Source organism: Fusobacteriaceae bacterium (assembly GCA_031272775.1).
Lineage (GTDB): Bacteria > Fusobacteriota > Fusobacteriia > Fusobacteriales > Fusobacteriaceae > JAISST01.
On the sequence record JAISTB010000017.1, the window covers coordinates 1 to 26,671 of the forward strand.

The following is a 26,671-nucleotide window of genomic DNA, read 5'->3' on the forward strand; positions in this document are numbered from 1 at the left end:
ACTATGAAAACAAGCCTGTGCCCGTGACAGTCGAACCATACTTTGATCCCGAAACAGGAGCGCTTCTTCCGCCTAGGCGTCAACCGGACAACTCAATTGATTTGAAGACAGAAGCCGAAATTCTGGCATATCTGCAAGAGCACAATTATACGATTACCTATACCGAGCCCGTAGACGGTCAAGAGGTCAAGACTATGGAGATGAAGTTCAGCGAGGATGCCGAACTCAAAGAACTCTTTATGCGAAAAGTAGACTACATGGACGGAACAATTGGGGAATCCATCACAGTTACTTTTGACAAAGGGAAGAAAATTTCCGAGGTGCGGGGCCAATAGCCCCGCACCGACAAACACCCACGCGATTAGACGAAGACCATGACCCTTCTATCGGGTCCTGGAAACCTAAAATATAAAACACAAGTTTCTCTGGCTGAGGAAACTTGAAAAATTGGGCGAATGGCGATAAAAGAGAGATTGATGCAGTATGATCCCGACAAACATTTGGGGATCGGGTCATTCAAGGCGCCATGGTCTTTGTTTTAATCATAAATTTAAAACATGCGATCTGATCTAATGTTCATAAAACCTATGATAATTGTAACAGAGGAGGAACCATGAAAAAATTATTACTGTTTTTGTTATGTATCGCCGTAATGCGCGCGACCTTCGCCGAAGGGCGCGTCAGCCTCAATCTTGACGCGTCAAAATACGAACCCGCGCAGGTGCAACTGCTGAAACTGATGTATGAGCGGGAACAACTTCAATATAAGGGCAACTACATGATCACCGGCAAATTGAAGGATTTACGGGGAAAAGGGATCGTAAAGCTCGTTCCGGATTATTTTACCGTGACGTTCGAATTGCGGACAAACGCCAGCAAATTTTCCCTGCGGGATACCAAGGAGGCCAAGTTGAAGGCCACGCAGGAGAATTCCAAGGTCATGGGGGAATTCATCAATTATCTCGTTACGGAAATTGGCGTGAAGCCTGAAAATATTGTCACTTCCCAGTACAGCGTGGAGACCGAACGTTCAACCGCCAGGGAAGAGGCCGAAGTGGTTTATGGTCTCGATGTGAAATTTGAGCCGACGGCCAATATCGGCGCCGTTTACAAAAAAATCGAGCCGACGGACGTCAGCATTAAAAAGGGGATTCAGTACGACGTTTCCGAGGAAAGAAAGCAGGAAGCCAAGCTGCTGGCCTATGAATACGCCATAAAAAACATTATGGCGCAGGCGAAGACCATCGTGAAAAACGCCGGGTTGGAATTGGGCGACATGGAATCCTTCGGCATTTACAAAAGCGACGTCCGGATAGTCCCCAAATACAACTACGAGTACGCCGAATATGAAGGGGATGGGGTAGAACCGTCTAACGTCGGTACTGTAGTGAAGGAAACCGTCGTCTATAAAGATTTGGGCGGGCCGCGGGTAGAAACTGTACCGATCGCCGTTTCCAAGGAGATGGAGATCAGCGAGGAGGTCTGGGCTACCTTTGATCTTGTGAAAAAAGTCGAAAGATAAGGATTCAGAGGGAAAAAATCTGTTGACAGGGGGCCATTTTTGTGCTATGATCAACAACAAAGAAATTTCACGGGAGAAAAAGCCATGAAGGGAAGCGGTTTCGCAAGGCAAAGGAAAACTGTAGCATACAAACGCCCATAATATCCTCGTTTTTAATGTTTTCCTGCTGAAAGACCGCCGCTGCCGCACAATTGTTCACATATCGTTTCAGAAAGCCGACATTAAAACCTGTCGGCTTCTTTTTTGAAACATTCGGTATCAACGTCATCACATAATTTGAGGCATTCGGTATTAACGTCATCACATAAATCATATCAAGATCAGGGAGGACCAGATGAAAAAACATGTATTGCGCCTGTTGCTCATGGCAAGCCTGCTCATGGGAGCGGTCAGCATGGCCGCCGACAAGCTCTATGTGGGTACAAACGCGGAATTTGAACCCTTCGAATACCTGAAGGACGGAAAAATCACGGGATTTGACATGGATCTGATCGCGGAAGTCGCCAAATTAACCGGGAAAGAGATCGAAATCAAGAATATCGCCTTTGACGGTCTGCTGCCGGCGCTCCAGACGAAGAAGCTCGATATCGTCATCGCGGGCATGACGGCGACCGAAGAACGGAAGAAATCCGTCAATTTTTCGGACACCTACTACATCTCCCAACAGATGATCGTCCTCAACAAAGAGGCGGGAACCGGCATCAAGACCTTTGACGACCTGCCCGGAAAGATCGTGGGCGTCGTGCTCGGCTACACCGGCGACATCGCCGTAAGCGAAATCGAGGGCGTGAAGAGCGTTGTCCGCTACAACGGAACCGGCGAGGCCATCATGGCTTTGAAGGCGAAAAAAGTCGACGCCGTCGTCCTTGACTCGGAGCCCGCCGTCAAATACGCGGGGCAGAATCCGGAGTTGGTGACCCTGGAGACCGACGCCGCCAAAGAAGAGTACGCCATCGCCCTCAGAAAAGAGGATACAAAGCTCCTGGAAGACATCAATAAAGCCCTGAAGACATTGAACGAAAACGGAACAACCCGGAAATTGCTGGAAAAATACGGTTTGATCAAAGATTAGGAGGAGAGAAGTGAAAGCGAAAACGACTGTGAAGGACACAAAGAAGGAAGGCGCGAAAACCGCAGCGAAGGCTGTAACAAAAACCGCGGCCAAGGCTGCGACAAAAACCGCCGCAAAACCTGCGGCAAAACCCGTGGGAAAGAGCGTGAAGGCCTCCGGAAAGGCCAAAGAAAAAATCGTTCTGGCCTACTCCGGCGGACTGGATACAACAACGATCATCCCCTGGCTGTTGGAAAACTATGACTATGACATCATCTGCTGCTGCATCAACGTCGGACAGGGCGAGGAACTGGACAATCTCGAGCAGCGCGCCATCGGAAGCGGCGCGAAAAAGCTCTATGTGGTGGATGTCCAGGACGAATACGTCAACGACTACATCCTGCCTACGGTGCAGGCGGGCGCGGTCTATGAACACAAATACCTGCTGGGCACGGCCACAGCCCGTCCCCTGATCGCAAAAGTCCTTGTGGATATCGCGAAAAAGGAAGGGGCTACGGCCATTTGCCACGGCGCCACCGGCAAGGGAAACGATCAGATCCGCTTTGAACTGGGGATCAAGGCCTTGGCGCCGGAGCTGAAAATCATCGCCCCCTGGCGGATCTGGAGCATCAGCTCCCGGATGGAATCCATCGAATACTGCAAGGCCCACGGGATCAATCTGCCCTTTAAGGTGGACTCTTCCTATTCCCGGGACAGAAATCTCTGGCACATTTCCCACGAAGGTCTTGAACTGGAAAACCCTGCCGAAGCCCCCAATTATGATCATTTGCTCGTCCTTTCGACGCGGCCGGAAAAGGCGCCCGTGAAAAGCGAGTCCATCGAGATCGAATGGGACAAGGGCGTGCCCGTCAAGCTCAACGGCAAAAAGATGAGCCCCCGCCAGATCATTGAAAAGCTCAATGTCCTTGGCGGAAAGCACGGCATCGGCATTATCGACATCGTCGAAAACCGCGTGGTCGGCATGAAATCCCGCGGCGTCTATGAGACCCCGGGCGGCACCATTCTGCAGGAATCCCATGAGCAGCTGGAAGAGCTCGTCCTCGACCGGGAGACGCTCAAATACAAGCGCCTCGCGGCAGTCGAATTCGCCGAACTCGTCTACGCGGCCAAATGGTTTTCCCCTCTGCGGGAAGCCCTCTCGGCCTTTGTGACGGAAACACAGAAAGTCGTATCGGGCGTGACAAAAATGCGCCTCTACAAGGGAAACATCATCAAAGAAGGAACAACCTCGCCCTTTACGCTCTATGATGAGGATATCGCGAGCTTTACCACAGGGGAACTCTATGACCACCATGACGCCGAAGGCTTCATTACCCTCTACGGGCTTTCCACAAAGGTGCGGGCCCTCAAAGAACAGGCGAGAAGTCAAAAAGGCGGGAAAAAAGGGAAAAAATAAGAAAAATCGCGAAAAAAGCCCCTCATTGAGGGGTTTTTTGCATTTTCCAAAAAAAAATATAGTCAAAACCCGGAGAAAAGTGTATAATAGGGGAAACCGCATTTTCCCTACGGAATTTTGTGATGACGGAAACCCGGAGAATATCGATGGAAGAAAAGAATCTGAAAATCGTCGAATACTTTAAGGAAGAACTCCGCAAGCGAATCGTCAGCATCTGGTGGATCATTTGCGCCGCCTTTCTCGTAAGCGTCGGCCTTTACTGCTGGTTCAACCGCGCCGATTATCTGAAGAACCTCCAGATCTTCGCGATCGTACTTGCCGTCTTTATTTCGATCTTCGCCGCCCTGACCCTATCCTTTTATTATACGCGCCGGAAGAAATTTTTCGGCATCCTCGCCCTTTTGGATGAAGAGGACCTGCCCCTCGTTGAAAAACTCTACAACTTTGCCTGCATGTACGGGCACAGGAATCTGGGCGTCATCACGAAGGAAGGCATCGCGCTGATCCGGGGCTTTTTTATGTTCAAAATGATCCCGAGAGAAGATTTGATCTGGATCTATCAATACAATACCGACGAGAGCTACAAGGCCGAAAGGGTGCCCGCCATGGGCATTGTGACGAACCGCTCCGACATGTATTCGCTGCTCGGGTACAAAGTCACGAATTTTATGCGGAAAATGTACCCGAACATCTATCTCTCGGTCGAGGGAACGCTGCGGCACCGGGAATTGCAAAACCTCTTCGCCATGGATTTTGTGAAAATGGCGGAGGCCACGGGGAATTTTTCGAGACTCCCCACAAAATACGACGAAACGGCCGAGGGCCGCAAGCAGGTCGATCTCGGGACGCTGATCGACAAGAAGCGGAAAAAGAGGGTCTTTTACGGGAGAATCCGGCTCGTGTTTATTGTGTTGCTGCAGATCGGGCTCTTTCTCTGCCTGATCGGACTGGGGCTCTGGCTTCTTTCGAAAAATCCCACGACGGGCAGACAGGTTTTGAAGGTCAATCTCGCGTTGGGCGTTCTCTTCGTGCTGTTTATCCTGACCTTGATGATCAACTTTTTCCTGCATTTGCTGACGAGAAAATTCCTCCACAACGCGGTGTATTTTATCGTGCTCGTGATCTTTATCTACGGGCTCAAGAGCAGTCACCTCTACGACTATTTCAAAGACTTGAGCGACAGAGGCTACAAACGCTTCTTTTCCATCGTCTATGTGGGCTACCGGAACGAATTCTGGATCCCGAAACAGTCGGAATATCTCTTTTACGTGATCCCCGCGGGATCCCGGGACAAGAATGACCGGCGGGTATTTTCCCTGAAAAAAGCGGAACTCGCCAATACCGACCATGTCGATGACATCATCAAGAACGTAAACGTCAGCAAGCCTCTCTATCTGGCCCTTGATTTTTATCCCAACTCGGGAGCGGTGGAAAAAGCCGCGATCCTTGACCGGACAGGCTATGAGGAGGCCCTGGCCGCCCAAGAGAGCGCCGAAAAGGAAACGTTCACGGCCCCCGCGGATAACACGGAAGCGTCCGTACCCGAAGGCGTGGAAGCCCTGGAAAGCGTAGAAAGCGTGGAAAACGCGGAAAACGTGGAAAATGTGGAGAACGCGGAAAGCCAGGACGCCGGAATCGCCCCGACAACCGGGGAAAGCGTGGAAAACCCGGTTCCTTCCGGGCAAGCCGCAACAGATCCCGGGGAACAGCCGACCCCGCCCGATTCCCCGGAGACGCCGGCGGAAGCCGCGACGCCTCCGAAGGATTCCTGAGCGTTGACATACTGATGACAACAAGAACGCCTATGATAACAACGACGGCTTTTGGTCGTGACGGGCGTTTTTTATTCTGAAACAAGGAGAAAGATTATGGTAAAAAAAATCCTCAGCTTCCTGCTGCTTGTACTGACCACGGGGCTTTGCGCCGGAGAATTCAAAACGGACCCGAGGCTGCTCAGCGGAAAACTTCCCAACGGCCTCAGCTATTATATCCTGAAGAATGTAAAGCCGGAAAAAAAGGCGATCCTGAATCTTGTGGTCAAGGCGGGCTCCATTGAGGAAGAAGACGGGGACGAAGGAATTGCCCATATTATCGAGCATATGGCCTTTAACGGCACCAAAAAATACAAGAAAAACGACATGATCCGCTATCTGCAATCTATCGGGCTCAACTTCGGCGGGGATCTCAACGCCTATACCTCCTTTGACGAAACGATCTACAAGCTGATCCTGCCCACCGACGACAAGAAAAAATTCGAAAAGGGGGTCGGAATTCTGCGGGAATGGGCAAGCGAAGTGACTTTGTCCAAGGCGGACCTCGAAAGCGAGAAAAAGATCATCCTTGAGGAATGGCGGCTGCGGCAGGGTCTGGCCCAGCGCCTGGGGGACACCAGAAAAAAGGCCCTCCTCGACAATACCCGCTATTTCGACCGCTTCCCCATAGGGACCGTGGAAAGCATCAAAAAAGCGACGCCGGAGCGTTTGCGAAAATTTTACGAGACCTGGTACCAGCCTGAAAATATGGCCGTTGTCGCCATCGGGGACCTCGATATGGCGGAAACCGAGGCACTCATCAAGAAATATTTCGATTACAAGCCGAAAAAAGCCTATACGCCGCCGCCAATTTATCCGATCCACAAGATGAAGGACAAATACGTGATATTCAAAGATCCCGAACTGATGGCGACCGTATTTTATATCACGCGAATCGTCGAAAGCGAGGTCATCAACACGCCCGAACGCTACCGGAAGGCCAATGTCCACACGCTTTTGACCGGCATCCTCAATACGCGGATCGGAAATCTCATGACCGAAAGCGGGACGCCGCTCCTTGAGGGGGCCTTTTATTCCAGCGACTTCAACATTACCCATAAAATGGCGACTCTGGGCCTCGTCATCAAAGAGGACAGAACAAACGACGGCATTGTTATGGGTTGCGATATCATCAAGAGCCTGCTCGAAAAGGGCGTGTCCCAATTGGAGCTGGATCTCGAGAAAAAAAATCTCCTGAATTCCTTCAAAAATCTGCTGACCAATAAAGACAGCATTACCCACGAGCGCTTGGCCGAAGAGATCATCCGGCATTTCCTGATCGGGGAGAGCTATATCGGCATCGAGGAAGAATTCAAGGTTTTCTCGGAAAACATGGAACGGATCACCGTGGAAGAAGTCAACGATTACGCGAAAAAACTCTTTTCCGAGGAATCGCTCTATTTCATTTCGGCTTCGGACAAAAACAAAACGATACCCGACGAAAGCGGCCTCCGGACTCTTGTGGAACAGGCGGCGAAGGCGGAAACGACGCTGGATTTCACGATGAAAGACGTGACGCTGCCCGAGGCCCCCGTGACCCCCGGAACCATTGAGAGCGCAAAAGACGGCGCTTATGTCCTCGGAAACGGCATCCGGGCCACGACAAAAAGGACGGATTTTGACAAGGACAGAATCCTGATCCGGCTCTTCAAGAAAGAGGGGTCAAGCAACCTCGCGTATCCGGACTTCCTCAACAGCATCTTTGCCTGCAACATCATTTCCAATTCCGGCGTCGAAAATCTGGGACCCAAGGACATCGAGACCTTTATGAAGGGAAAAAATCTCTCGATCAGTCCCTATATCGAAGACTATGAGCAGGGCATCGAGATTTCCTGCGACGGCGAAGGCCTGATCCCGGCTCTCGAATATATGAGCTGGCTCATCAGAGCGCCCCGGGTCGACGAGGGGATTTTCAACAACGTGATCGAAGAGGTCGGGGAAAATATCCGGAATCGGAACAATTCCCCCGATATTCTCTATCGCGACGAAATCAGCAAAATCTGGAGCGGCGGACATGAAAGAAGGGTTCCCCTGACGCTTGAGGATCTGGCCAAAATAAACGGCGACGAGGTCCTGCGGATATTCAAGCAGAAATTCGGGAATTTCCGGGATTTCAATCTTGTCGTGGTGGGCGCCTTCGAGGAAAAGGAAATCGAAGGGATCCTGAAAAAATATTTCGCGTCGCTGCCCGCGTCGCTGCCCGTAGCGGCGCCGAAGGAACTGGGCCTGGCTATTCCAAAGGGCATCGAGACAAAGACCCTCGTCAAGGGCATAGACAAAAAAGCCATGGTGACGCTGATTTTCCCGTACAACGGCGTATACGGGGAAAACGAGAGGATCTTGTACGCGGCATTTTCCAAGCTCCTCAATATGCAGCTGACCGACGAGATCCGCGAGCGGCTGGGCGGCGTCTACGCCATTTCTTCCTCGGCCGCCCTTTCGCCGAACAACCACGGGGAAAACCGGCTGGTGATCCAATTCGCCTGCGAGCCCAAACGCGTCAAGGAAATCAAAAACGCGACGCTCAAAGTCGTCGGCAATATGAGCAGAACCCAGACGCCCAACTACAAGATGGAAAGCCTGTACAACAACTTCGCGCTTTCCTATCGCAACGACATCCTGCAAAACGCCTACTGGCTCAATTATTACTACCAGAAATACATGGTGGGCGAGGGCTTCCGAATCCCGACTCCGGCGGAATACAAGAAAATCGTGAGCGGAAAGCAGATCCTCGCGCTCACGAAAAAAGCGGTCAATATGAAAAACTATATCGACGTGACGCTGCTTCCCGAAAAGGAAGAATAGCGAAGGAGGAAAGATGAAAGCGAAACCTCTGTTGGTCGGCCTTTGCGTGCTATGCGCCCTCGCGCGGATCGCCCCCGGAAAAACTCCGAAAGCGGGAAAAACCACGACAACGACGACCACCACGACAACGACGGTGACTACCGTGCGGGAACCCGATTATATTCCGGTTCCCCCAAGGAGATATACGAGTAAAGAAGTAGAAATTGTGTTCGTCCTCGATACGACCGGATCCATGGGGGGCCTCATCGACGGGGCCAAGCGCAAGATCTGGAGTATCGTCAACGACGTCATGCAGAATATGCCCCAGGGAACCCGGGTCAGAATCGGCCTCGTAGGCTATCGCGACCGGGGGGACGCCTATGTGGTCAGAACCCACGCCCTGACGGAAAATCTCGACGAAATCTACGCGAAGCTTATGGATTTTGAGGCCATGGGCGGCGGCGACGAACCTGAAGACGTGCGCCAGGCGCTCCATACGGCCGTCAACAAAATCAACTGGTCCAAGGCGAGAAGCGGCGTCTCCCGCATCGTCTTCCTCGTGGGAGACGCGAGACCCCATACGGACTACCAGGATTTCCCGACGACGGTCGCGACGGCCAAAGCGGCCGCCAAGCGCGGCATCGTCATCAATACCATACAGTGCGGCAATCTGGGCTTGACGGAAAAATACTGGCGGCAGATCGCCGACAATACGAATGGACAATATTTCCGAATCGCCCAGGACGGCGGAACCAGGGCCGTGACGACTCCCTACGACGAGCAGTTGCGCTCGCTGGGGGATGAAATCGACCGGGTGTATATCCCCTTCGGCAAGGAAGAGGAGCGGGCCGTGGCCATTATGGCGGCGGCCGACAGGCTGGGCCGCATCAAAAGCGGCAGTCATCCGGAAGCGGCGGCGGCGCGAACCGTCAACAAGTCCCTGAACCGTCACGCCTATTCTTCCGACGACCTGATCCAGGCCCTGGAAAATAAAGAAATCCGTCTGAAGGACATCGAAAAATCCGAACTGCCTGCGGAGATGCAGGCCATGACCCCCGCGGAGCGGGAAAACTATGTGCAGGGCAAAATCGCCGAGCGCGGCAAAATCCGGGAACAGATCGTTTCGGTCTCACGGAAAAGGGACGCCTGGATCAAAGCCCACGCCGGAGAAAAGGCCGACAGCTTTGATCAGGCCGTATCAGACGCGCTGAAGGAACAGATCAAGTGAAAACAACCCGAATAAAAATGAAAAACCTGCGTCCAAGAAACGCAGGTTTTTTCACGCTCAATTTTCCGAAATCAATTTTTGGATCAGGACAATATGGGCGTCCAGCATTTTTTCCCAGCCATTCTCTCGGTCAAAGAAGACGCTACCGCTGCCGTCATCGCTTTTGGACCGTTCCAGCATGTTGTACTGATGGACATGGGAGGCCAGCACGACATCGGGCCGGATCGTCTTCAGGTATTCCAGCGAGCTCAGAAATTCTTGCTGCAAGGAAAGCGGAAGTCCGTTGGATTCCAATTCGTCCCTCGTCAGGCCGTTTATTCCCAAGCCGCCGTGCATAACGCAGGTGACGGTATTTCCGTTATGGACGGTTTCAATCAGGAATGTCGTCGTACCCGGCGTATGACCGGGGGTAAGGACCGGTTTTACCTTGACGTTTCCGAAGTCCAGAACGCCGTTGTAGTCATAGAATTTGTCAATCCGGAATCTGGGGACAAGATGTTCAAAAAGAATCAGGTCCGGGCGTTCCGTAAAGAAAAAGTGATCTTTTTCGCCGAGCCAGATCTCGCAGTCGGCGTATTCCTGGACGAGCTTTGCCGCGCCGCAGTGGTCAAAATGCCCGTGGGAAAGCAAAAGGGTCTTGATTTTCCCCGGATCAAAGCCAAGGGCGCGGATACTGTCAAAGAGCAGGTAGGCCGTTTCCTGAAAAGCCGTATCGATCAGGACCAGTCCCTTTTCCGTATCGAGCAGAAAACAGGATACATAGTTGTTTCCCACAAACCAAACGTCGCCGACGATTCTGAAGGGGCGATGGCGGAGGATCCATGGGTGGTCCACAAAATTTTGCAGTTTTTTGTTCAGTTCCTCCAGTCTTTTTCGGTTTTCTTCTGTCATATGCTTTTGTTCTCCTTCGTAGTAAATTGAAAAGATGACACAAAGAATACAAGCAAAATTTATGCCAATCAGATCACGGATTCAGTTCCTTCAAGCGTCTCCAAAGGGTGGAAGTGCTTATTCCCAGCGCCTTGGCCGTATTTTTTTTGTTGCCGGAATTTTGTTTCAACACATGGAGAATATAGCCGCCGTCCACTTTCCGGATGCCGTTTCCGGCGTTGATTTTGTACTGATCCCCGGGGTTTTCCGAGATTTCCAGCACCTCGTAGATGTCGGCCGCCGTGACAGTCGTCCCGCCGGTAGTCACGTCAAGGCGCTCGAGGAAATTGCTCAATTCCCGGATATTCCCGCGCCACTGCCGGTCGCCGAGGATCCGGAGGGCCTCCTCCGAAAAGGTTTTTTCCGGAAAGCCCGCTCTTTCATTGAGACAGGCGAGGAGTTCGGGAATATCCTCCTTGTGCTGGCGCAAAGGGGGAAGCGTCAGGTTCAGGACGCCGACCCGGTAATAGAGGTCCTCCCGGAATTTTCCCTCTTCGACGGCCTTCCAGAGGTCTTTGTTTGTGGCCGTGATGACCCGTACATCCACGGGAATGACCTTGTCGTCGCCGATGCGGGAGATCTCTTTTTCCTGCAATACCCGCAGGATCTTCGCCTGTACGGTCGGGGAGAGGTCGCCGATCTCATCGAGGAAAATGGTCCCTTTGTGGGCCAGCTCGAAGAACCCCTTCCGGCCTTCGCTTCTGGCGCCGGTAAAGGCCCCCTTCACATAGCCGAAAAGTTCACTTTCGAGGATACTTTCGGGAAGCGCCGCGCAATTGATGGCGACGAAGGGATAATTTTTCCGGTCGCCGGCGTTGTGGATGCTCTGGGCGAAGATTTCCTTTCCGGTTCCCGATTCGCCGCAGATGAGTACGGGGCTCGAAGAATTGGCATATTTCGCGGCCTTGCCCTTTATTCGCTGCATGACGTAACTTTTCCCGACGATGTCCTCAAAGGAATACTTCGCGTAATGCCCGCTGGAAACGGCGTTTTTCACGATATTCTTTTCGAGATTCAGAATCATGTCTGTCTCATGGATCATAAATACGGAACCGGCGTTATTTCCGTCGATCGTGAGAGGCTCCGTGTTCAGCACGATCTGCGTGTTGTTTACCGTGAAAAACTGATTGGTCAGTTTCTGCCCCGCTTTTCCTTTTTCGATGACCTCCCTGTGGGGAAAATAATCGAGTAGATAAATCTTTTCGTCGCCGTTCTGGCGGGGTAAATTGAAAATCCGTCTCGCGATGTTGTTGCAGCTGGTGATACGGCCTTCGGGATCAATCGTCACGGCCCCTTCAAAAGCGCAGTTGAGCACGCTGTCGATGAGCTCATAGCGCCTCTGGATGTCTTCCCAGGTTTGCAGCGTATAAAGCGCTTCTTTGGCGCTGTGCAAATAGGATTCGGCCGAGATGTCCACGTGGACGGCCGTGACGCCAAGTCTTCTTGCGGCCCGTACGACGCCGCCTCCGCCGACGACAACCTCGATGCCCTGCCGCGCCGCTTCCGCCACCTCTTTTTCGATGTAGGCTTCGCAATCGACTTCTGTGGTTTCCGCGAACTCCACAAATTTGATCGAGGGATTCAGTAGAGTCTTGTATTTGTCAAAATTGTTGATGCTGTTGTACCACCCCATAATCGCCACTTTATCGGATAACTGATAAGCTTTTTTCACAGGCTCGAAAAAGTCCAGAAAATTGTACTCCAGAGAAATCAGCGGCAGCTTGCAGTTCTGGCGGATAATGGAGACGACTCCTCCCCGGGCAATGATGATCCGCGCGCCCTCGGCCTGCAAGGCGTTCAGGCGCAGGGAAGCCTCGCTGATGTCGATAAACACCACGTCGATGGGATAAGCATTTTTGCGGAACAAGGCCTCGGCAAAGGCGATATGATCCTCGTACATGGTCACGTAACAAATTTTTGATCTTGCCATTTCTGTCTCCTTCGCGATATGTTTCAAATGAAATATTTCATTTCAATTATAATATTTCAAATGCGATATTGCAAGAGTTATTTTCTCTTTTTTTCGAAAAACAAAGAAATTTCTATGCTTTTTTCATATTGGCATGTTTTTTGCTTGGTAATTTTACAGAAAAGATGACATGTTCTGACCGAATTGTGGTGCAACATACAAAACCAAATCTACGTTAAATCATTGGAGGGATACTCATGAGTCTTACAGTAATCGGCTTTATGATGCTGATTGTCATTACGGCGCTGGTGCTCTCGAACAAGGTGAATCTGATCGCGGCCTTTTCTTTGGTTCCGCTGGTATTCGCCCTGATTGCCCGGGTACCGCTCAAAAAAATCACGGAATACGTCAATTCCGGGATCAGCTCGACCTTTACGACGGTGGTGCTGATTCTCTTCGCGGTTGCTTTTTTCAGCCTGCTGTCGGAAACGAATATGTTCGAGATCCTAGTCAACTGGATCCTGAAGGTATCCGGTTCCAATATCTACGTCATTATGGTCGTTACGGTCATTATCGCGACCATCGCCCATCTGGACGGATCCTTCAACACGACCTACCTGATCACGATCCCGGCGCTTCTGCCTCTGTACAAGAAATTGGGCATCAACAAGCGCTATCTGCCGATCCTGACGGTTATGGCCGCCTGCCCCATGACGGCCCTGCCCTGGAGCTCGGTTGCGGTCATGGTGGCTTCCTTTGCCCAGGCGGATCCCGTGCTCATGTGGCATGAACTGATGCCGCTGCAAGCGGCGGGCTTGGGCATCGCTCTGGTTTTCGCGATTGTCTTTGCGAAAATTACCGTCAGCGAACACAAAAAGACAGGATTCAAGATTTCGGATGAGAAAGTGGAAGTCAGCGGGATCGATTTCAGCAAAAATCCCTATGCCCGGCCGAAACTTTTCTGGGTCAATTTCTGCATATTCCTCGGCTGCATCCTGACCCTGTTCCTCGTGAAATTGCCGATTCATTATGTGTTCATGCTGTTTTTCGATATCACGCTGATCGTCAATTACCCCAATCCCAAGGATCAGAAGGATTTGATCAAAAAGTACGCGGCCACCATGCTGAACCCCTGCCTGATCTTCCTTTCCATCGGCGTCATGGTCGGCATCATGAAAGGAACCGGCATGGTCGACGGCATGATCAAGGCCATCATGTCACTGATTCCGGGCTCTCTCACCAAGTACGCCCATATCATCATCGGCTTCCTCAGCGTACCGATCATGATCTTCATTCCGTATCAGCTGTTTTACTCGTTCTTCCCGATTCTGATCGGAATCGGCGCTTCATTCGGATTTTCCCCGGTTGCCTGCGTGTTGCCCTTCGTGATGCTTCACGGGTCGCAGTGCTCGCCGATGACCGCCGCCGCCAATCTGTGCGCGGAATTGTCCGGATATGAGATTACGGAACACTGCAAGAATCTTCTTGTTCCCCTGTGGATTTCCTGCGCGGTCACCCTGATCGTCGGCATCTTTGCGGGATCCTTCTTCCTGCCGCTGGGCTGAGTTAAAAAAGAGAAAAAAGCGCTTTACCTCCCCCTCAACGAAAGTTATTTTACCGTTTTGGGGGAGATTTTTCATTTTCCTGTGGAAATTTGCGCCGGAAAGGTGTAGAATATAACTATAACTCAAGGGAGGAGGAAAAAGTTTGAGTAATCATATTCATGGAAAAGGCGGATACGCGGGAAAAATCATTCTGCTCGTGGCGGCTTCCACGGTATTTGCCGCGACGACCCTCGATCTTCAGCGAATTTTGCCTGCGGGCGTCTACGCGAAAGTGACGGGGGCCCTGCCTTTTTTGAAATCGGAAAAGGAAACGGCGTCGGCGGAAACAAGCGTTCCGGTCGAAGCCACAGCCCTGAAGACGGAAGAGACGGAACCAGTTGCGGAAAATCCCAAAACCGAGGCGATCGTGAAAAACGCCGAAGTCCTCTTGAACGATGAGGAGGCCCGGATCGCGGAATTGGGCGAAAAGGCGGCCGACATCAAGCAGAGCGTTTCCCGGGAAAAGGAGCAGGTTGCCGTAAACATCCGGGAAGAGACCGAAAAAATCGGCGAAACCATCCGTGAAGCGGAGAAATCAGCCGTAGCCGCCATAAAAGAACAGACGGCGGCGGCGGAAGAATTTGTCGAGGAAGAGATTCAACTGGCGTCAGCGGCCGAAACCAAGGCGAATATCCTCGAAACGGCCCCAAACAAGACGGAAATCGCCGCCGCGGAAGCGGAAAAAACGGAGATTCCGAAAGCGGTCTCCGATGTGTGTTTTACGAAAAACGCTTCCGTCAAAGTTTACGACAATCCCGAAAACCTCAACAAAGTGGCCGATACGCTGACCCAGGCCATGAAGGTCAAACTCCTTGAGAAAAAAGAGGTCATTACCGAAAGTGAAAAGCGGACAAAGGGCGCCGACGGGAAAGTCGTCGTCGAGAAGGTCCAAAATTCCGCCAATTGGGAAAAAATCAGCTATAAAAAGAACAATAAAGAACGAAGCGGTTGGATCCGCGAGGACAATCTGACCGACGATTTCCACTCGCTGTTCCCCGAGAGCTGGAAGGACCTGAGCTTCGCCAGGGTTGAAAAGCTCGAATACGCGTCAAATCCCAAAAGGGAGGTCAAGGGGATCTATGTCAGCTCATCCTCAGCGGGACTGGCGTCCCGGATGGAAAAGCTGATTGCCCTGACGCAGCGGACATCGGTCAACGCCTTTGTGATCGACGTCAAGGACGACTCGGGGCATTTGCTCTTCAAGATGGACGGCATGGAAAAATACAGCGCCGACGCCAATAAATACACCCAGATCAAAGACATGGCCGCCTTTATGCAAAAGCTCAAGGAAAACAATATTTATACGATCGCGCGGATCGTCTCGTTCCGGGATCCCGCCTACGCCAAGACGAACCCGGGCAGCGTGATCATCAACAAAAACACGAAACTTCCCTATACCAATGACGACAAACTTTCCTGGATTTCCCCCCACGACAGGACCATGTGGGAATACAACGTGGCCGTCGCCAAAGAGGCCGCCAAAGCGGGATTTAACGAGATCCAGTTTGACTATGTGCGTTTCCCGGCCGCCGACGGCGGTAAACTGGACAAAAATATCGACTATCGGAATAAGAGCGGCGAATCGAAACCCGTGGCCATTCAGCGCTATCTCCAATACGCGAGAAACGAGCTCTCCGCCGAAGGCGTCTACCTGAGCGCGGACGTGTTCGGCCAGATCGGCAGCATCCTGGACGATATGCAGATCGGACAGTTCTGGGAAGCCATCAGCAACGAGACCGACTACATTTCCCCGATGATGTACCCGAGCCACTATAAAAAGGGCGTATACGGCATCGCCGTGCCCGACAAGGATCCATACAACATCATTTACCGGGGCGCCAGAGACGCCGGCAACCGCAATGAAAATCTCGAATCCCCGGCGGCCATCCGGCCGTGGCTGCAGGCCTTTACGGCCAAATGGCTCAAAGAATACCAAAACTACGGCTACGATGAGATCGAACTTCAGATCATGGCCCTGGCCGATCTGGGCATCAAGGAATACATCCTGTGGAATCCGTCCAACAGCTATGCCGCCATAGAGAAAAATCCGCCCGTGGAAGAGGCCGCGAGTACGGATCCGGCTTCGGTCAAGACCGCGGAAAAGACTCCGGAAAAGACCGTGGAAAAAACCGAGGTCAAAAAAGAGACAAAAATCGATTTGACGCCTACGGAACAGACGCCCGCGAAACCCGCTGCGCCCGAAAAGCAGGCCGCTCCCGCTGCGACGCCGCCAACGCCCGCAAAACCCGCGACGCCCGCGGCAAAACCGAAACCCGTCCAGCAAGCCAAACCGAAAGCGCAGCCGAAACCCGCTCCGGCCACGACCCCGGCGCCGACGCCGGCCGCCCAGACAAAACCGGCCGGCGTCAAGCTCATTGACCGCTATAAAAAGGCTATCGGCCCCAAGGCGGAATAGATCTTGGACGGCATAATCATCGTACGAAAACCCGCGGGGATCACGTCCTTTGACGTGATCTGGAAACTGCGACGAATCTTGAAAGAGAAAAAAATCGGACATACCGGCACCCTGGACCCCTTGGCGGAAGGGGTCTTGGTTGTTTGTACGGGAAAGGCCACGCGCCTCGCCAAGGATATCGAAGCCCGCGACAAGGAGTACGAGGCGGGTTTTCGCTTGGGCGTCGTTACGGATTCCTACGATACCGAGGGAAAAATCCTCAAAGAATGCGAGGGATTCAGCGTCAACGCCGAGGATATCCGGTCGGCGCTCGTATCCTTTACCGGCAAGATAACGCAGAAGCCGCCTATGTTTTCCGCGGTCAAACAGGACGGGAAAAAGCTCTACGTACTCGCCCGTCACGGCGTCGAGGTGGAGCGGGAAGCCCGGGAAATCGAGATCAGCCGGCTGGAACTGCTCGATTTTGACGGCCGGGAGGGGACGCTTCGGGCCGTGGTCTCCAAAGGGACCTATATCCGAAGTCTCATCCACGATTTAGGGGAAAAACTGGGCCCCGGGGCCGTCATGCGCGCCCTCGTCCGGACCCGCTGCGGCGACATTTCCCTGGACCGGGCCCGTACGCTGGAGGAAATCAGCGCCATGGCCGGGGCTGGCGATCATTCCTTCCTGATCCCGACCGAAGACTTTTTCCCTTATCCGAGGCTCGTCCTCAGCGGGGAAAAGAACCATATTCTGTTCCGGAACGGCAATACGGTCGTGACTGAAGCGCCCGACGGACTTTACCGAATTTATTATGAAAATCAGTTTGCCGGCTTCGGCAAAATGCTGGGCAACCGGCTCAAAGGCTATCAATATTTTTAGGAGAGAAAAAATGAAGATTAAAAACATCGCCATTATCGCCCACGTGGACCATGGCAAGACAACCCTCGTCGACTGTCTCTTGAAGCAGGGCGGCGCCTTCGGGACCCATGAACTGGAGAAAGTGGTCGATTGCGTCATGGATTCCAACGACATCGAAAGGGAGCGGGGCATCACCATATTTTCCAAGAACGCCTCGGTCAAATACAAGGACTACAAGATCAACATCGTGGATACGCCGGGCCACGCGGACTTCGGCGGAGAGGTGCAGCGGATCATGAAAATGGTGGATTCGGTGCTCCTTCTTGTAGACGCCTTTGAGGGCCCCATGCCCCAGACGAAATACGTGCTGAAAAAGGCTCTGGAACAGGGCCACCGGCCCATCGTCGTCATCAACAAAGTCGACAAGCCCAATTCCCGGCCCGACGACGTCCTCTATATGGTCTACGAACTCTTTATCGAGCTCAACGCCAACGAGGCCCAGCTGGATTTTCCGGTCCTCTACGCCTCGGGCAAGCAGGGCTGGGCCAAAAACGCCCTCGATGACGAGAATACGGGCGTCATTCCCCTCTTTGAGTGCATTCTCAAACACGTGGACGACCCTGAAGGCGACGTCGAAAAGCCGCTGCAATTCCTCATAACCAATCTCGCCTACGACAATTACGTCGGTCAGCTGGCCGTGGGCCGGATCCACAACGGCGTCATCAAGCGAAACGAAGAAATCGCGTTGATCAAGCGGGACGGGACCGTAAAACGCGCAAAAGTTTCCGTGCTCTACGCCTACGAGGGACTCAAAAAAACAGAAGTGGAGAGCGCCGGCGCAGGAGATATCGTCTGTGTGGCCGGCATCGACGACATCGATATCGGAGAGACGCTGGCCGACGTCGACCATCCCGAGGCCCTGCCGCTGATCGACATCGACGAGCCCACGCTGGCCATGACCTTTCTGGTCAACGATTCCCCCTTTGCGGGCAGGGAAGGAAAATTCGTCACTTCGCGCCACATCTGGGACAGGCTGCAAAAGGAACTGCAAAATAATGTCAGTATGCGGGTCGAGCCCACCGACACCACAGACGCCTTTGTGGTCAAGGGCCGGGGGGAGTTGCAGCTTTCGATTCTCCTCGAAAATATGCGGCGGGAAGGATATGAGGTGCAGGTTTCCAAGCCCACGGTGCTGTACAAGGAAAAAAACGGAGAGCGGTATGAACCCGTGGAACTGGCCCTCATTGACGTAGATAACGGCTATACGGGCGTTGTCATCGAAAAACTGGGCGCCCGGAAAGGGGAATTGCTCTCCATGGTCCCGGGGACCGACGGCTACACCCGCCTCGAGTTCAAAGTCCCTTCCCGGGGACTGATCGGATACCGGAACGAATTCCTCACGGATACGAAAGGAACCGGCATCCTCAACCAGTCTTTCTATGACTACGAACCCTACAAGGGGGAGATTCCTTCCCGCAACCGGGGCGTCTTGATCGCCCTCGAAGCGGGAACGACGGTTCCTTACGCGCTGAACAACCTGCAGGAGCGGGGAACGCTGTTTCTCGATCCCGGCGTACCGGTGTACGCGGGCATGATCGTCGGGGAACACAGCCGGGAAAACGACCTTGTCGTCAATGTGTGCAAGACGAAAAAGCTCACCAATATCCGGGCCGCAGGCAGTGATGACGCCGTGCGGCTGTCGACGCCGCGAAAATTTTCCCTCGAGCAGGCCCTGGACTATATCGCCGAAGACGAGCTCGTCGAGGTGACGCCCGGAAATATCCGCTTCCGAAAGCGCATCCTCGATGACACGGCAAGAAAAAGGGCTAATGCCGCCGCTTTTAAAGAATAAGCCTCGGAATAACCCTCGAATCAAACGTTAAAATCAGGATAGAAGGAGGTATTGCATGAAAGTGATTCTTTTGAACGGAAGTCCCAACGAGCACGGTTGTACGGACCGGGCCTTGCGGGAAGTGGTGAAGACCCTCGGGAAGCACGGGGTCGAAAGCGAACTGATCTGGATCGGGAAAGCGCCCGTACCCGGTTGTATCGCCTGCTTTGCCTGCCAGAAGACGAAAAAGTGCATCGTCAACGACGAGGTCAACGAGGTGGCGGAAAAACTGGTCGCCGCCGACGCGCTGGTAATCGGGGCGCCTGTCTATTACGCCAGCGCCGCCGGGCAGATTATCTGCTTTCTCGACAGACTCTTCTTTTCGGCGGGAACGAAATTCGCCGGAAAACTGGGCGCGTCCATTGCCAGTTGCCGCAGGGCCGGAGCCACATGCACCTTTGACGAGCTGAACAAATATTTCACGATCAAGAATATGCCGATCGTGGCCTCCCAGTACTGGAACCAGGTCCACGGATACACGGCGGCCGATGTGGAACAGGACGAAGAGGGCCTGCAGACCATGAGAACCCTCGGCGAAAATATGGCCTGGCTGCTGAAATCCATCGACGCGGGAAGAAAAGCGGGCGTCCCCGCGCCGCAGTATGAAAAAGTCATCGCGACGAATTTTATCCGCTAGGAAAACACGGCAAAAAGACGGGCAAAAAAAGACTTTGCATTCTCCGTGAAACCTGATATAATAAGATACATACGCTGTGAAGATCACTGAATTTTGGAGGACGCCATGTCTAAGAAATTTTATTGCCTGATTTTTTCTTTTTTTGCGTTGTTGGGCAATATGGCGGGCGCGGCCGCGACGCTCTCCGAGGAGGATCGGGAAATCGCCGAGCTCAAATCCCAGATCCGGATCCTTGAGACAAAGCTGAAGGTCCTCGAAGACGCGAAAAAGCAAAAAAAAGGACGCGCCGAAAAGCCGACCGGGCAGGCGGCGGGGAAAACCGTCCCCGGCGGGAAAAGAGCGCCCAAGGTCGGGCTGGCCCTCTCGGGAGGCGGCGCCAAGGGACTTGTCCACATCGGCGTCCTGAAGGAACTTGAGCGAAACAATATTAAAATAGACTACATTACGGGAACGAGCATAGGCGCCATTATCGGGGCCCTTTACGCGGTGGGCTGGACGCCCGACGAGATCGGGGAATATCTCAAGGACACCGATTGGAGCAATCTTGCCTCCATCACCGTCAGCAGCGACAACATCCCGTTGGAGCGAAAATTCAACAAATTTGATTACATGCTGACGCTGCGCTACGACAAAAGATTCAAATTTTCCATGCCCAAGGCCTTCGTGGACAACGAATACGTGTATTTTCGACTGAAAAACGCCTTCGCGAAAGTCAAGAACCGGGGCAATTTCCAGAACGCGAAAATCCCGCTGGGCGTCGTGGCCACGGACCTCAACACGGGAAAACCGGTCCTCCTCCGGACAGGCGACATGGCCAAGGCCGTCGCCGCCAGCTCCGCCGTCCCCACGATCTTTGAGCCCGTGGAAATCGACGGAAAACTCTACGTGGACGGCATGATGTCCCAGAACATCCCCGTGCAGGCCGCCTATGACATGGGCGCGGACGTCGTCATCGCCTCCAATGTGGGCAATGTCTTGAAAGACAACGAAGACTACAACATCGTCGGCATCATCAATCAACTGATGGCCATTCCCGCGGCCGAATCCATGGAAGCGCAGAAAAAACTGGCCACGGTCTTGATTTCTCCCGACATGAGCGCCTACTCCGCCACCGACGCCAATAAAAACCAGACGTTTATCGAGATCGGCGAGCGGGCCGCCCGGGAAAAACTCGATGTGATCGCCCGCTTCCGGCGGCGCGGGGATGACGCGCCGGGGGTCATTCCCGAAAAGGAAACGATCTACATTGAAAACATCATGGTCAGCGGTCCCGTTCCGCCCAAGAAGCTGGCGATCCTGAGGGCGCTCCTGGATCCATTGCGCGGAAAGACCCTATCGGGGGCCGAGCTCCGGCAGCGGATCATGCAGATCTATGGGCAGGACTTTGTGGACGAGCTCTATTACCGGATCGAGCGGGATATCCTCTATGTGGACGTCTCCGTCAATCCCTCCAATCTCCTGGGCCTCGGCGTCAACTACCGCAGCGGCTACGGGACGACCCTTTCCGTAGGGACGGAATTTTCCAATATCGGAAAATTGGGGAATTCTACCTTTGTCAATTTGCAACTTGGCGACTATCTGGGCTTTGACGTCAAGAACTTTTTCTATTACGGCTCTTCAAACAAATTCGGCGTCTTCGCGGACCTGAGCTTCAAGGAAACGCCCTTTTATCTGTTCAACGGCGGCAAAAAAATCGCCGAATTCATCAACAATACGCTGAAACTGGAATTAGGCGTCGCGGCCAGAATCCGCAACAAGTTTTTCGTGACCTACGGCATCGACAGCCGCTACACAAAACTCGAACAGAAGATCGACACGAACCTCGCCGCCGTTCGTTCGGCGGAGTACGGCAAGAACATCAACAGCACATTTTTGCGCTTGACTTATGACAACCTCAATTCCCTCAAACATCCCACCTCGGGCTACAAAATCGATTTTTACCACCAATGGGGCGGCAGCTTTGGAAAAGGCGGCGCAAATTACTACAGCGCCCTCTACCAGATCGAGGCCTACCGGCCGCTGACGGAAAAATTCACGCTGAAGCTGGGGCTGGCGGGAGGGCTCGTCTCGGGCCGGAACGTCTACCGGGACCAGTATTTCAAGGTCGGCGGCATTGAGGACAATATCGAAAACGGCGAATTTTCCTTTATGGGCTACCGGGCCCAGCAACTGCTCGTCAAGCAGTTCCTGACGGGCCGGATCGGCGTCGAGCGGGAATTCTACAAGAACCTCTACCTCGGTCTCGATTTCAGCTTCGGCGCCTTTGAGGAATACAACAGCACCCAGGGCCGCTTCAGCAAAAGCGACATGTGGAAGGATCCCGTGCAGGGCGTGGGGCTCACGGCCCTTTACGAATCGCTCCTGGGTCCGGTCAAACTCTCGGTCTCCACGGACAAAAATTTCAAGCGTTTCGTGACCGAGGTCAGCGTAGGATACAGATTCTGATTATCCCATATATTAAAGGAGGCCTGGCTTCATGAAAGAAAAAGCGCTGTCCACCCGGACGATCCATTCGGGCGGGGAGGACCTGGCGAAAAAAATCGCGAAATCCGTTTCCGTGCCCAAAGTATTACCGATTTACATGAGTTCCGTATTTTCCTTTGACGACGTCCCCTCGCTGGAGAAACTCTATGAGGGGGAGGCCTCGGGCTATGTCTACTCGCGAATGGAGAATCCTTCGACCGAAGCGGTCTGCGAAATTCTCGCGGCGGCGGAATCAACAGCCGGCGCAATCGCCTTTTCCTCGGGCATGGCGGCCATCACGACGGCCATCCTGGCCTACGTGGGAGCGGGAGATCACATCGTCTCCTCCCCGGTCCTCTACGGCGGCGTCTACGACTTCCTGCTCAATGAAATCAAGCGCTTCGGCGTTGAAGTCAGCTTCGTGGATTTTGACCACGGGGATCTCGAAAAGGCCATCCGGCCCAACACCAAGCTGATCTATACGGAAACCATCTCCAATCCGCTGATGGAAGTGGCGGATATTCCTAGGATAGCGGAGATCGCTCACAGGCACAACTGCAAATTTGTCATCGACAACACCTTCGCGACCCCTGCCGTGGCCCGACCGCTCGATTTCGGCGCAGACGTCAGCGTCTATTCGACGACGAAATTCCTCGGCGGACACAGCGACATCATCGGCGGGGCCCTTTGCGCAAACAACGAAGAAATCGCGCGAATCAAGCGCCTTTCGGTCCTCTACGGCAACATCATGAGCCCCTTTGACGCCTGGCTCCTGGCGCGAAGCCTCAGGACCCTCGATCTCCGGGTCGCCAAGCACAGCGAAAACGCGCGGCAAGTGGCGGAATTTTTCGCGGGTCATCCGAAAATCGAAAAAGTATACTATCCGGGGCTCAAATGCTCGCCCTATTACGAACGCGGGCAAAAGCTCCTGATTGACGGCCGTTGCGGCGGTATGCTGTCGGCCGATATCGCGGGCGGCGAAGCGGGGGCGGCGGCGTTTATCAAGGCCTGCGAAAGCATAAAATTCGTACCGAGCCTCGCGGGCGTCAGCACGACGATCTCCTATCCGGCCAAGACTTCCCACAGGGCCTATTCGCCGGAAGAATTGAAAAAAGCGGGCATTTCCACGGGTCAGTTGCGCTTTTCCATCGGCCTCGAGGAGATCGGGGATATCCTGGCGGAATTTGACGCGGCCCTCGCCAAATGCTGAAACCACAGGGAGGAATACGAAAAAATGGACTTTAACGCACTGGCGGACCGGTATTACGACGAAATCCTGCAGACGGCCCAGGACATGCTGAGAATCGAAAGCGTCTCGGGAAATGAGCGGGAAATGGCGGAATACACGTTCCGGAAGCTGGAAGCTTTGGGTTATGACGAAGTCCGCTACGACAAGGTCGGAAACGTCATCGGCGTCATGAAAGGAAGCGGCGGCGGGAAATCCACGATGCTCAACTGCCATTTGGACACCGTCGAGCCCGGGGACGCGGCCCGCTGGAAGTACGGCCCCTTCAGCGGGGAAATCGCCGAAGGCAGGCTCTGGGGCAGAGGGGCCAGCGATACCAAGGCCACGTTCGCCATTTATGTCTGGGCCCCCTATATCTTGAAAAAACACGGTCTCCTGACAAAAGGGGATCTCGTTGTGGCAGGCGTCGTCTGCGAAGAAACCTCGGCCTTCGGATCCACCAATATGGCCGCGGACGGCTTTCTGACGGACTTTGCCGTCGTCGGAGAAGCCACGGAAAATGATATCGCCATTGCCTCCCGGGGCCGGATCGTCGTGGAGGTCAAAGCGGACGGGAAGTCCTGTCACGCCAGTATTCCCCATACAGGCGTCAATCCCTTCGCCTTTGTCGGAAAGTTTATCGAGGCCCTTGAGGGCTATCCCCACGCGGAGGATCCGCTCTTCGGAAAATCCACGATTACGCCCACGAAGATCGTCTCCTCGGAGCAGGGAACGAACCTTGTGCCGGGATCCGTGACGCTGTCCCTCGATTATCGCAGCGTACCATCGGAGACCAATGAGGCCATCCTCGCGAAGATCCAGGCGCTGGTCGACAAATGCGCCGTCCCCGGCGTAAAGGTCGGACTTTCGGTTCTGATGGTCGACGTGACTTGCTACAACGGATACCAAGGGAAGGGCCTGCAGGGGGAACCGTCCTACGCCATCGCGCCGGACCACGCGCTCGTCACGACAGCGAAAAACGCCCTTGAACGGCTGTACGGCAGACCCGTCAGGACAAAACCCTGGGCCTTCGCCACGGACTGCGGCCATTTCAGCCAAAGGGGCGTCGCCGTCATCGGCTTTTCCCCCGCGGAAATCAAATACTGCCACACGACGGAAGACAATATGGATTTGGGGATGTTTCGCGACGGAATCGCGGGGATGCTGGCCATTCTCGCGGACATCGGGAATTTGTGAAAAAGGGGCGTATGTTATACGCCCGTACAGGGGTCGTCTACTTACGCCCCTACAATTGAGGCAAGGGCTCGGGTGGGGCCACACGCGAAAAGACCGTCGCCGCTGCGACGGTCTTTTCGCTTGACTTGACTTCTATTCCTCAACCCGCATCAGCCCGGGTTAAAGGCGTTTTAAAAGGCGTATTTGACGCGAAGACTGGCGGTAATGCCCTGGCGTTTGCCGGCGTAGCCCTGCACGCCCAGATCGACGGTCAGTTTGCCTGTGGGGGTGAGCGTCACGCCCAGTTCTCCGATCCCTGTGGAGCCTTTGAGGGAAGGCGCGTCAATGGCGTATCCGAGAACGGAGGCTTTCGCCTTGCCGTCGGCTTCGTATTCATAGGAAAGAGCCGCGTAGGGGGCGACTTTGTCGCTCTTTTTGGACGTGAGTCTGCCGCCGAGGCGGATTCTCGAGGAGTTCACGTCTTCAAAGTTGACGACCGCGCCCGTCGAAAGTTTGACGTCGTCGCCTTTTTCTTTCGTGAAGAAATATTTGGCCGAAAGATCGAGGGAGGTTTTCTCCGAAATCTTCCAGTCGTAGCCGATACCGGCGTGGAATCCGTAATAATGAGCTTTGGCGTCATAAGTGGCCACGACGCCCGCCGATACGATGTCGTTGCTGTCATACTTGTTCTTGATGCGGCCGGCCCGGGCGGAACCCTCGAAGTAGAGATGTCCCGAAGCGCTTTCGGCGAGATCGATGCGGCCCAGCGCGCCGCCGCCGAAGTATTTCAGGTCGCCGTCGCCGTGAACGTGAGGAATCGTCGCCGTTACGGGATTGAAGGAGTTGTAGGTGTCATAGGTTCCTGTCCCATACTCGAAGAAGGCGCCCAGCGTGAGTTTGGAGTTTTTCAAGGCAAAGCCTTTTGTCGCGCCCGCGATGAGGTTGAAGCTCTTGAGGTCCACATGGGAACCCGTGTTGTATCGGTTCGTACCGCCTGAAGTGATCGCGAAGCCTTCGAAGTCGTAGGCAAAGTTCTTCGGGAAGGCCGACAGCAGGAGGTCGCCGCTCTGGTTCAACATGGCCAGGCCCGTGAGGTAGCCTTCGGAGTAGGCCTTGGCCTCAGGCGTAGTTTGTATGCCTTTCGGCGCGCCGTCGCCCGATCCCTCTTTGGGTACTACGATCGAAAGGGTTGCTCCGTCGTTCTCGATGTCAAAAAGGTACTTCAGCGCGCCGCCCCATGTTCCTGTGGCCTTTGTAGTGGCAGGGTTGGGAACAAGTTTACCCGTCGTGAATGATGTAGCGCTGATAAGGTTCAATTTGTCGCCTTCTTTGAGAGCGGGCGAGGAATTTTGCAAAATGACGCTGATCTTGGTCGTCGCGCTGATCGTGGCTGTGCCAAGAACCTTCAGGAATGTGAAGTTTGGACTTACAGAGGAACCGGTAAATTCGAGGGTAGCGCCCGAAGCTGTTAAATCCCCTGTCAGGGTATGGGAATCAATGACGCCAAACGTAGCGCCTGAAGCTACGCTTACGTTTCCTTTGATATCGGTTGCGAATGTGGCGCTGCCGCCGGTGATGTTGACGCCCCCCGCGGCCTTGAGTTCCGCGCCGCTGTAGGTGTAATCGCCGGCAGATACGGTCACGATTCCCGGCTCCGCGCCGGCGGCGATAACGACGTCTCCGGTTCCCTGGCCGTTAAAGGTTACGTTGTCGCCGTTCTCAAAATCAACAGCTCCGGCGATACCGTTTTCAACCCAGTTTGTGGTC

The 26,671-nt window shown here is 53.7% G+C and carries 19 protein-coding genes; 15 read left to right on the forward strand and 4 right to left on the reverse strand.

Annotated features, from left to right (window positions below; all coding sequences use genetic code 11):
• Together LBQ97_04885 and LBQ97_04890 are read left to right on the forward strand one after the other, a co-directional pair.
• Positions 1-335 (forward strand): hypothetical protein (locus tag LBQ97_04885; protein MDR1832052.1); only part of this gene is annotated, 335 nt, incomplete at its 5' end.
• A gap of 278 nt (positions 336-613) precedes the next feature.
• Positions 614-1,522: an SIMPL domain-containing protein gene (locus LBQ97_04890; GenBank protein ID MDR1832053.1), complete on the forward strand. Its 909-nt coding sequence runs from the start codon at positions 614-616 to the stop codon at positions 1,520-1,522.
• Positions 1,523-1,589: 67 nt separating this feature from the next.
• Here LBQ97_04890 and LBQ97_04895 read toward each other — a convergent pair whose 3' ends face one another.
• On the reverse strand, positions 1,590-1,868 hold the full coding sequence (locus LBQ97_04895) for a hypothetical protein (protein MDR1832054.1): 279 nt from the start codon (positions 1,866-1,868) through the stop codon (positions 1,590-1,592).
• Here LBQ97_04895 and LBQ97_04900 point away from each other — a divergent pair.
• From LBQ97_04900 to LBQ97_04920, 5 genes are all read left to right on the forward strand, one after another.
• Complete coding sequence (locus tag LBQ97_04900; protein ID MDR1832055.1) at positions 1,857-2,594, forward strand: basic amino acid ABC transporter substrate-binding protein; 738 nt, start codon at positions 1,857-1,859, stop codon at positions 2,592-2,594. The two genes, LBQ97_04895 and LBQ97_04900, sit on opposite strands and share 12 nt — an antisense overlap.
• A 145-nt stretch (positions 2,595-2,739) precedes the next feature.
• Positions 2,740-3,990, forward strand: a complete 1,251-nt coding sequence (locus tag LBQ97_04905) for an argininosuccinate synthase (protein MDR1832056.1) — start codon at positions 2,740-2,742, stop codon at positions 3,988-3,990.
• 146 nt (positions 3,991-4,136) lie between these two features.
• A complete protein-coding gene (locus tag LBQ97_04910) occupies positions 4,137-5,762 on the forward strand; it encodes a hypothetical protein (protein ID MDR1832057.1) in 1,626 nt (541 codons plus the stop codon).
• A 96-nt stretch (positions 5,763-5,858) separates the two neighbouring features.
• A complete protein-coding gene (locus tag LBQ97_04915) occupies positions 5,859-8,606 on the forward strand; it encodes an insulinase family protein (protein ID MDR1832058.1) in 2,748 nt (915 codons plus the stop codon).
• A gap of 13 nt (positions 8,607-8,619) precedes the next feature.
• Positions 8,620-9,813, forward strand: coding sequence for a VWA domain-containing protein (locus LBQ97_04920; protein MDR1832059.1), 1,194 nt, complete (start codon positions 8,620-8,622; stop codon positions 9,811-9,813).
• A gap of 57 nt (positions 9,814-9,870) precedes the next feature.
• On the opposite strand, the gene LBQ97_04925 is transcribed toward LBQ97_04920, so the two are convergent.
• Together LBQ97_04925 and LBQ97_04930 are read right to left on the reverse strand one after the other, a co-directional pair.
• Positions 9,871-10,704, reverse strand: a complete 834-nt coding sequence (locus tag LBQ97_04925) for an MBL fold metallo-hydrolase (GenBank protein ID MDR1832060.1) — start codon at positions 10,702-10,704, stop codon at positions 9,871-9,873.
• A gap of 73 nt (positions 10,705-10,777) precedes the next feature.
• Positions 10,778-12,673: a sigma 54-interacting transcriptional regulator gene (locus tag LBQ97_04930; GenBank protein MDR1832061.1), complete on the reverse strand. Its 1,896-nt coding sequence runs from the start codon at positions 12,671-12,673 to the stop codon at positions 10,778-10,780.
• Positions 12,674-12,909: 236 nt separating this feature from the next.
• Here LBQ97_04930 and LBQ97_04935 point away from each other — a divergent pair, with 236 nt between their 5' ends.
• From LBQ97_04935 to LBQ97_04970, 8 genes are all read left to right on the forward strand, one after another.
• The gene (locus tag LBQ97_04935) at positions 12,910-14,217 is read left to right on the forward strand and encodes a hypothetical protein (GenBank protein MDR1832062.1); all 1,308 of its coding nucleotides are present in this window, start codon (positions 12,910-12,912) and stop codon (positions 14,215-14,217) included.
• A gap of 142 nt (positions 14,218-14,359) precedes the next feature.
• Positions 14,360-16,672: a hypothetical protein gene (locus LBQ97_04940; protein ID MDR1832063.1), complete on the forward strand. Its 2,313-nt coding sequence runs from the start codon at positions 14,360-14,362 to the stop codon at positions 16,670-16,672.
• Positions 16,673-16,675: 3 nt separating this feature from the next.
• Positions 16,676-17,533 carry a tRNA pseudouridine(55) synthase TruB gene (gene truB, locus LBQ97_04945; protein ID MDR1832064.1) on the forward strand — a complete coding sequence of 286 codons (858 nt, stop codon included), beginning with the start codon at positions 16,676-16,678 and terminating at the stop codon, positions 17,531-17,533.
• A gap of 10 nt (positions 17,534-17,543) precedes the next feature.
• The gene (gene typA / locus LBQ97_04950; protein MDR1832065.1) at positions 17,544-19,364 is read left to right on the forward strand and encodes a translational GTPase TypA; all 1,821 of its coding nucleotides are present in this window, start codon (positions 17,544-17,546) and stop codon (positions 19,362-19,364) included.
• Between the two features lie 55 nt (positions 19,365-19,419).
• Positions 19,420-20,040, forward strand: coding sequence for a flavodoxin family protein (locus LBQ97_04955; GenBank protein ID MDR1832066.1), 621 nt, complete (start codon positions 19,420-19,422; stop codon positions 20,038-20,040).
• Between the two features lie 105 nt (positions 20,041-20,145).
• Entirely contained in the window at positions 20,146-22,485 is a 2,340-nt protein-coding gene (locus LBQ97_04960) for a patatin-like phospholipase family protein (GenBank protein MDR1832067.1), read from the forward strand.
• A 31-nt stretch (positions 22,486-22,516) separates the two neighbouring features.
• Positions 22,517-23,713 carry an aminotransferase class I/II-fold pyridoxal phosphate-dependent enzyme gene (locus LBQ97_04965; GenBank protein MDR1832068.1) on the forward strand — a complete coding sequence of 399 codons (1,197 nt, stop codon included), beginning with the start codon at positions 22,517-22,519 and terminating at the stop codon, positions 23,711-23,713.
• Positions 23,714-23,737: 24 nt separating this feature from the next.
• Positions 23,738-24,925, forward strand: a complete 1,188-nt coding sequence (locus LBQ97_04970) for a M20/M25/M40 family metallo-hydrolase (GenBank protein ID MDR1832069.1) — start codon at positions 23,738-23,740, stop codon at positions 24,923-24,925.
• A gap of 170 nt (positions 24,926-25,095) precedes the next feature.
• Here LBQ97_04970 and LBQ97_04975 read toward each other — a convergent pair.
• A partial coding sequence (locus tag LBQ97_04975; GenBank protein ID MDR1832070.1) for an autotransporter outer membrane beta-barrel domain-containing protein occupies positions 25,096-26,671 on the reverse strand: 1,576 nt, incomplete at its 5' end.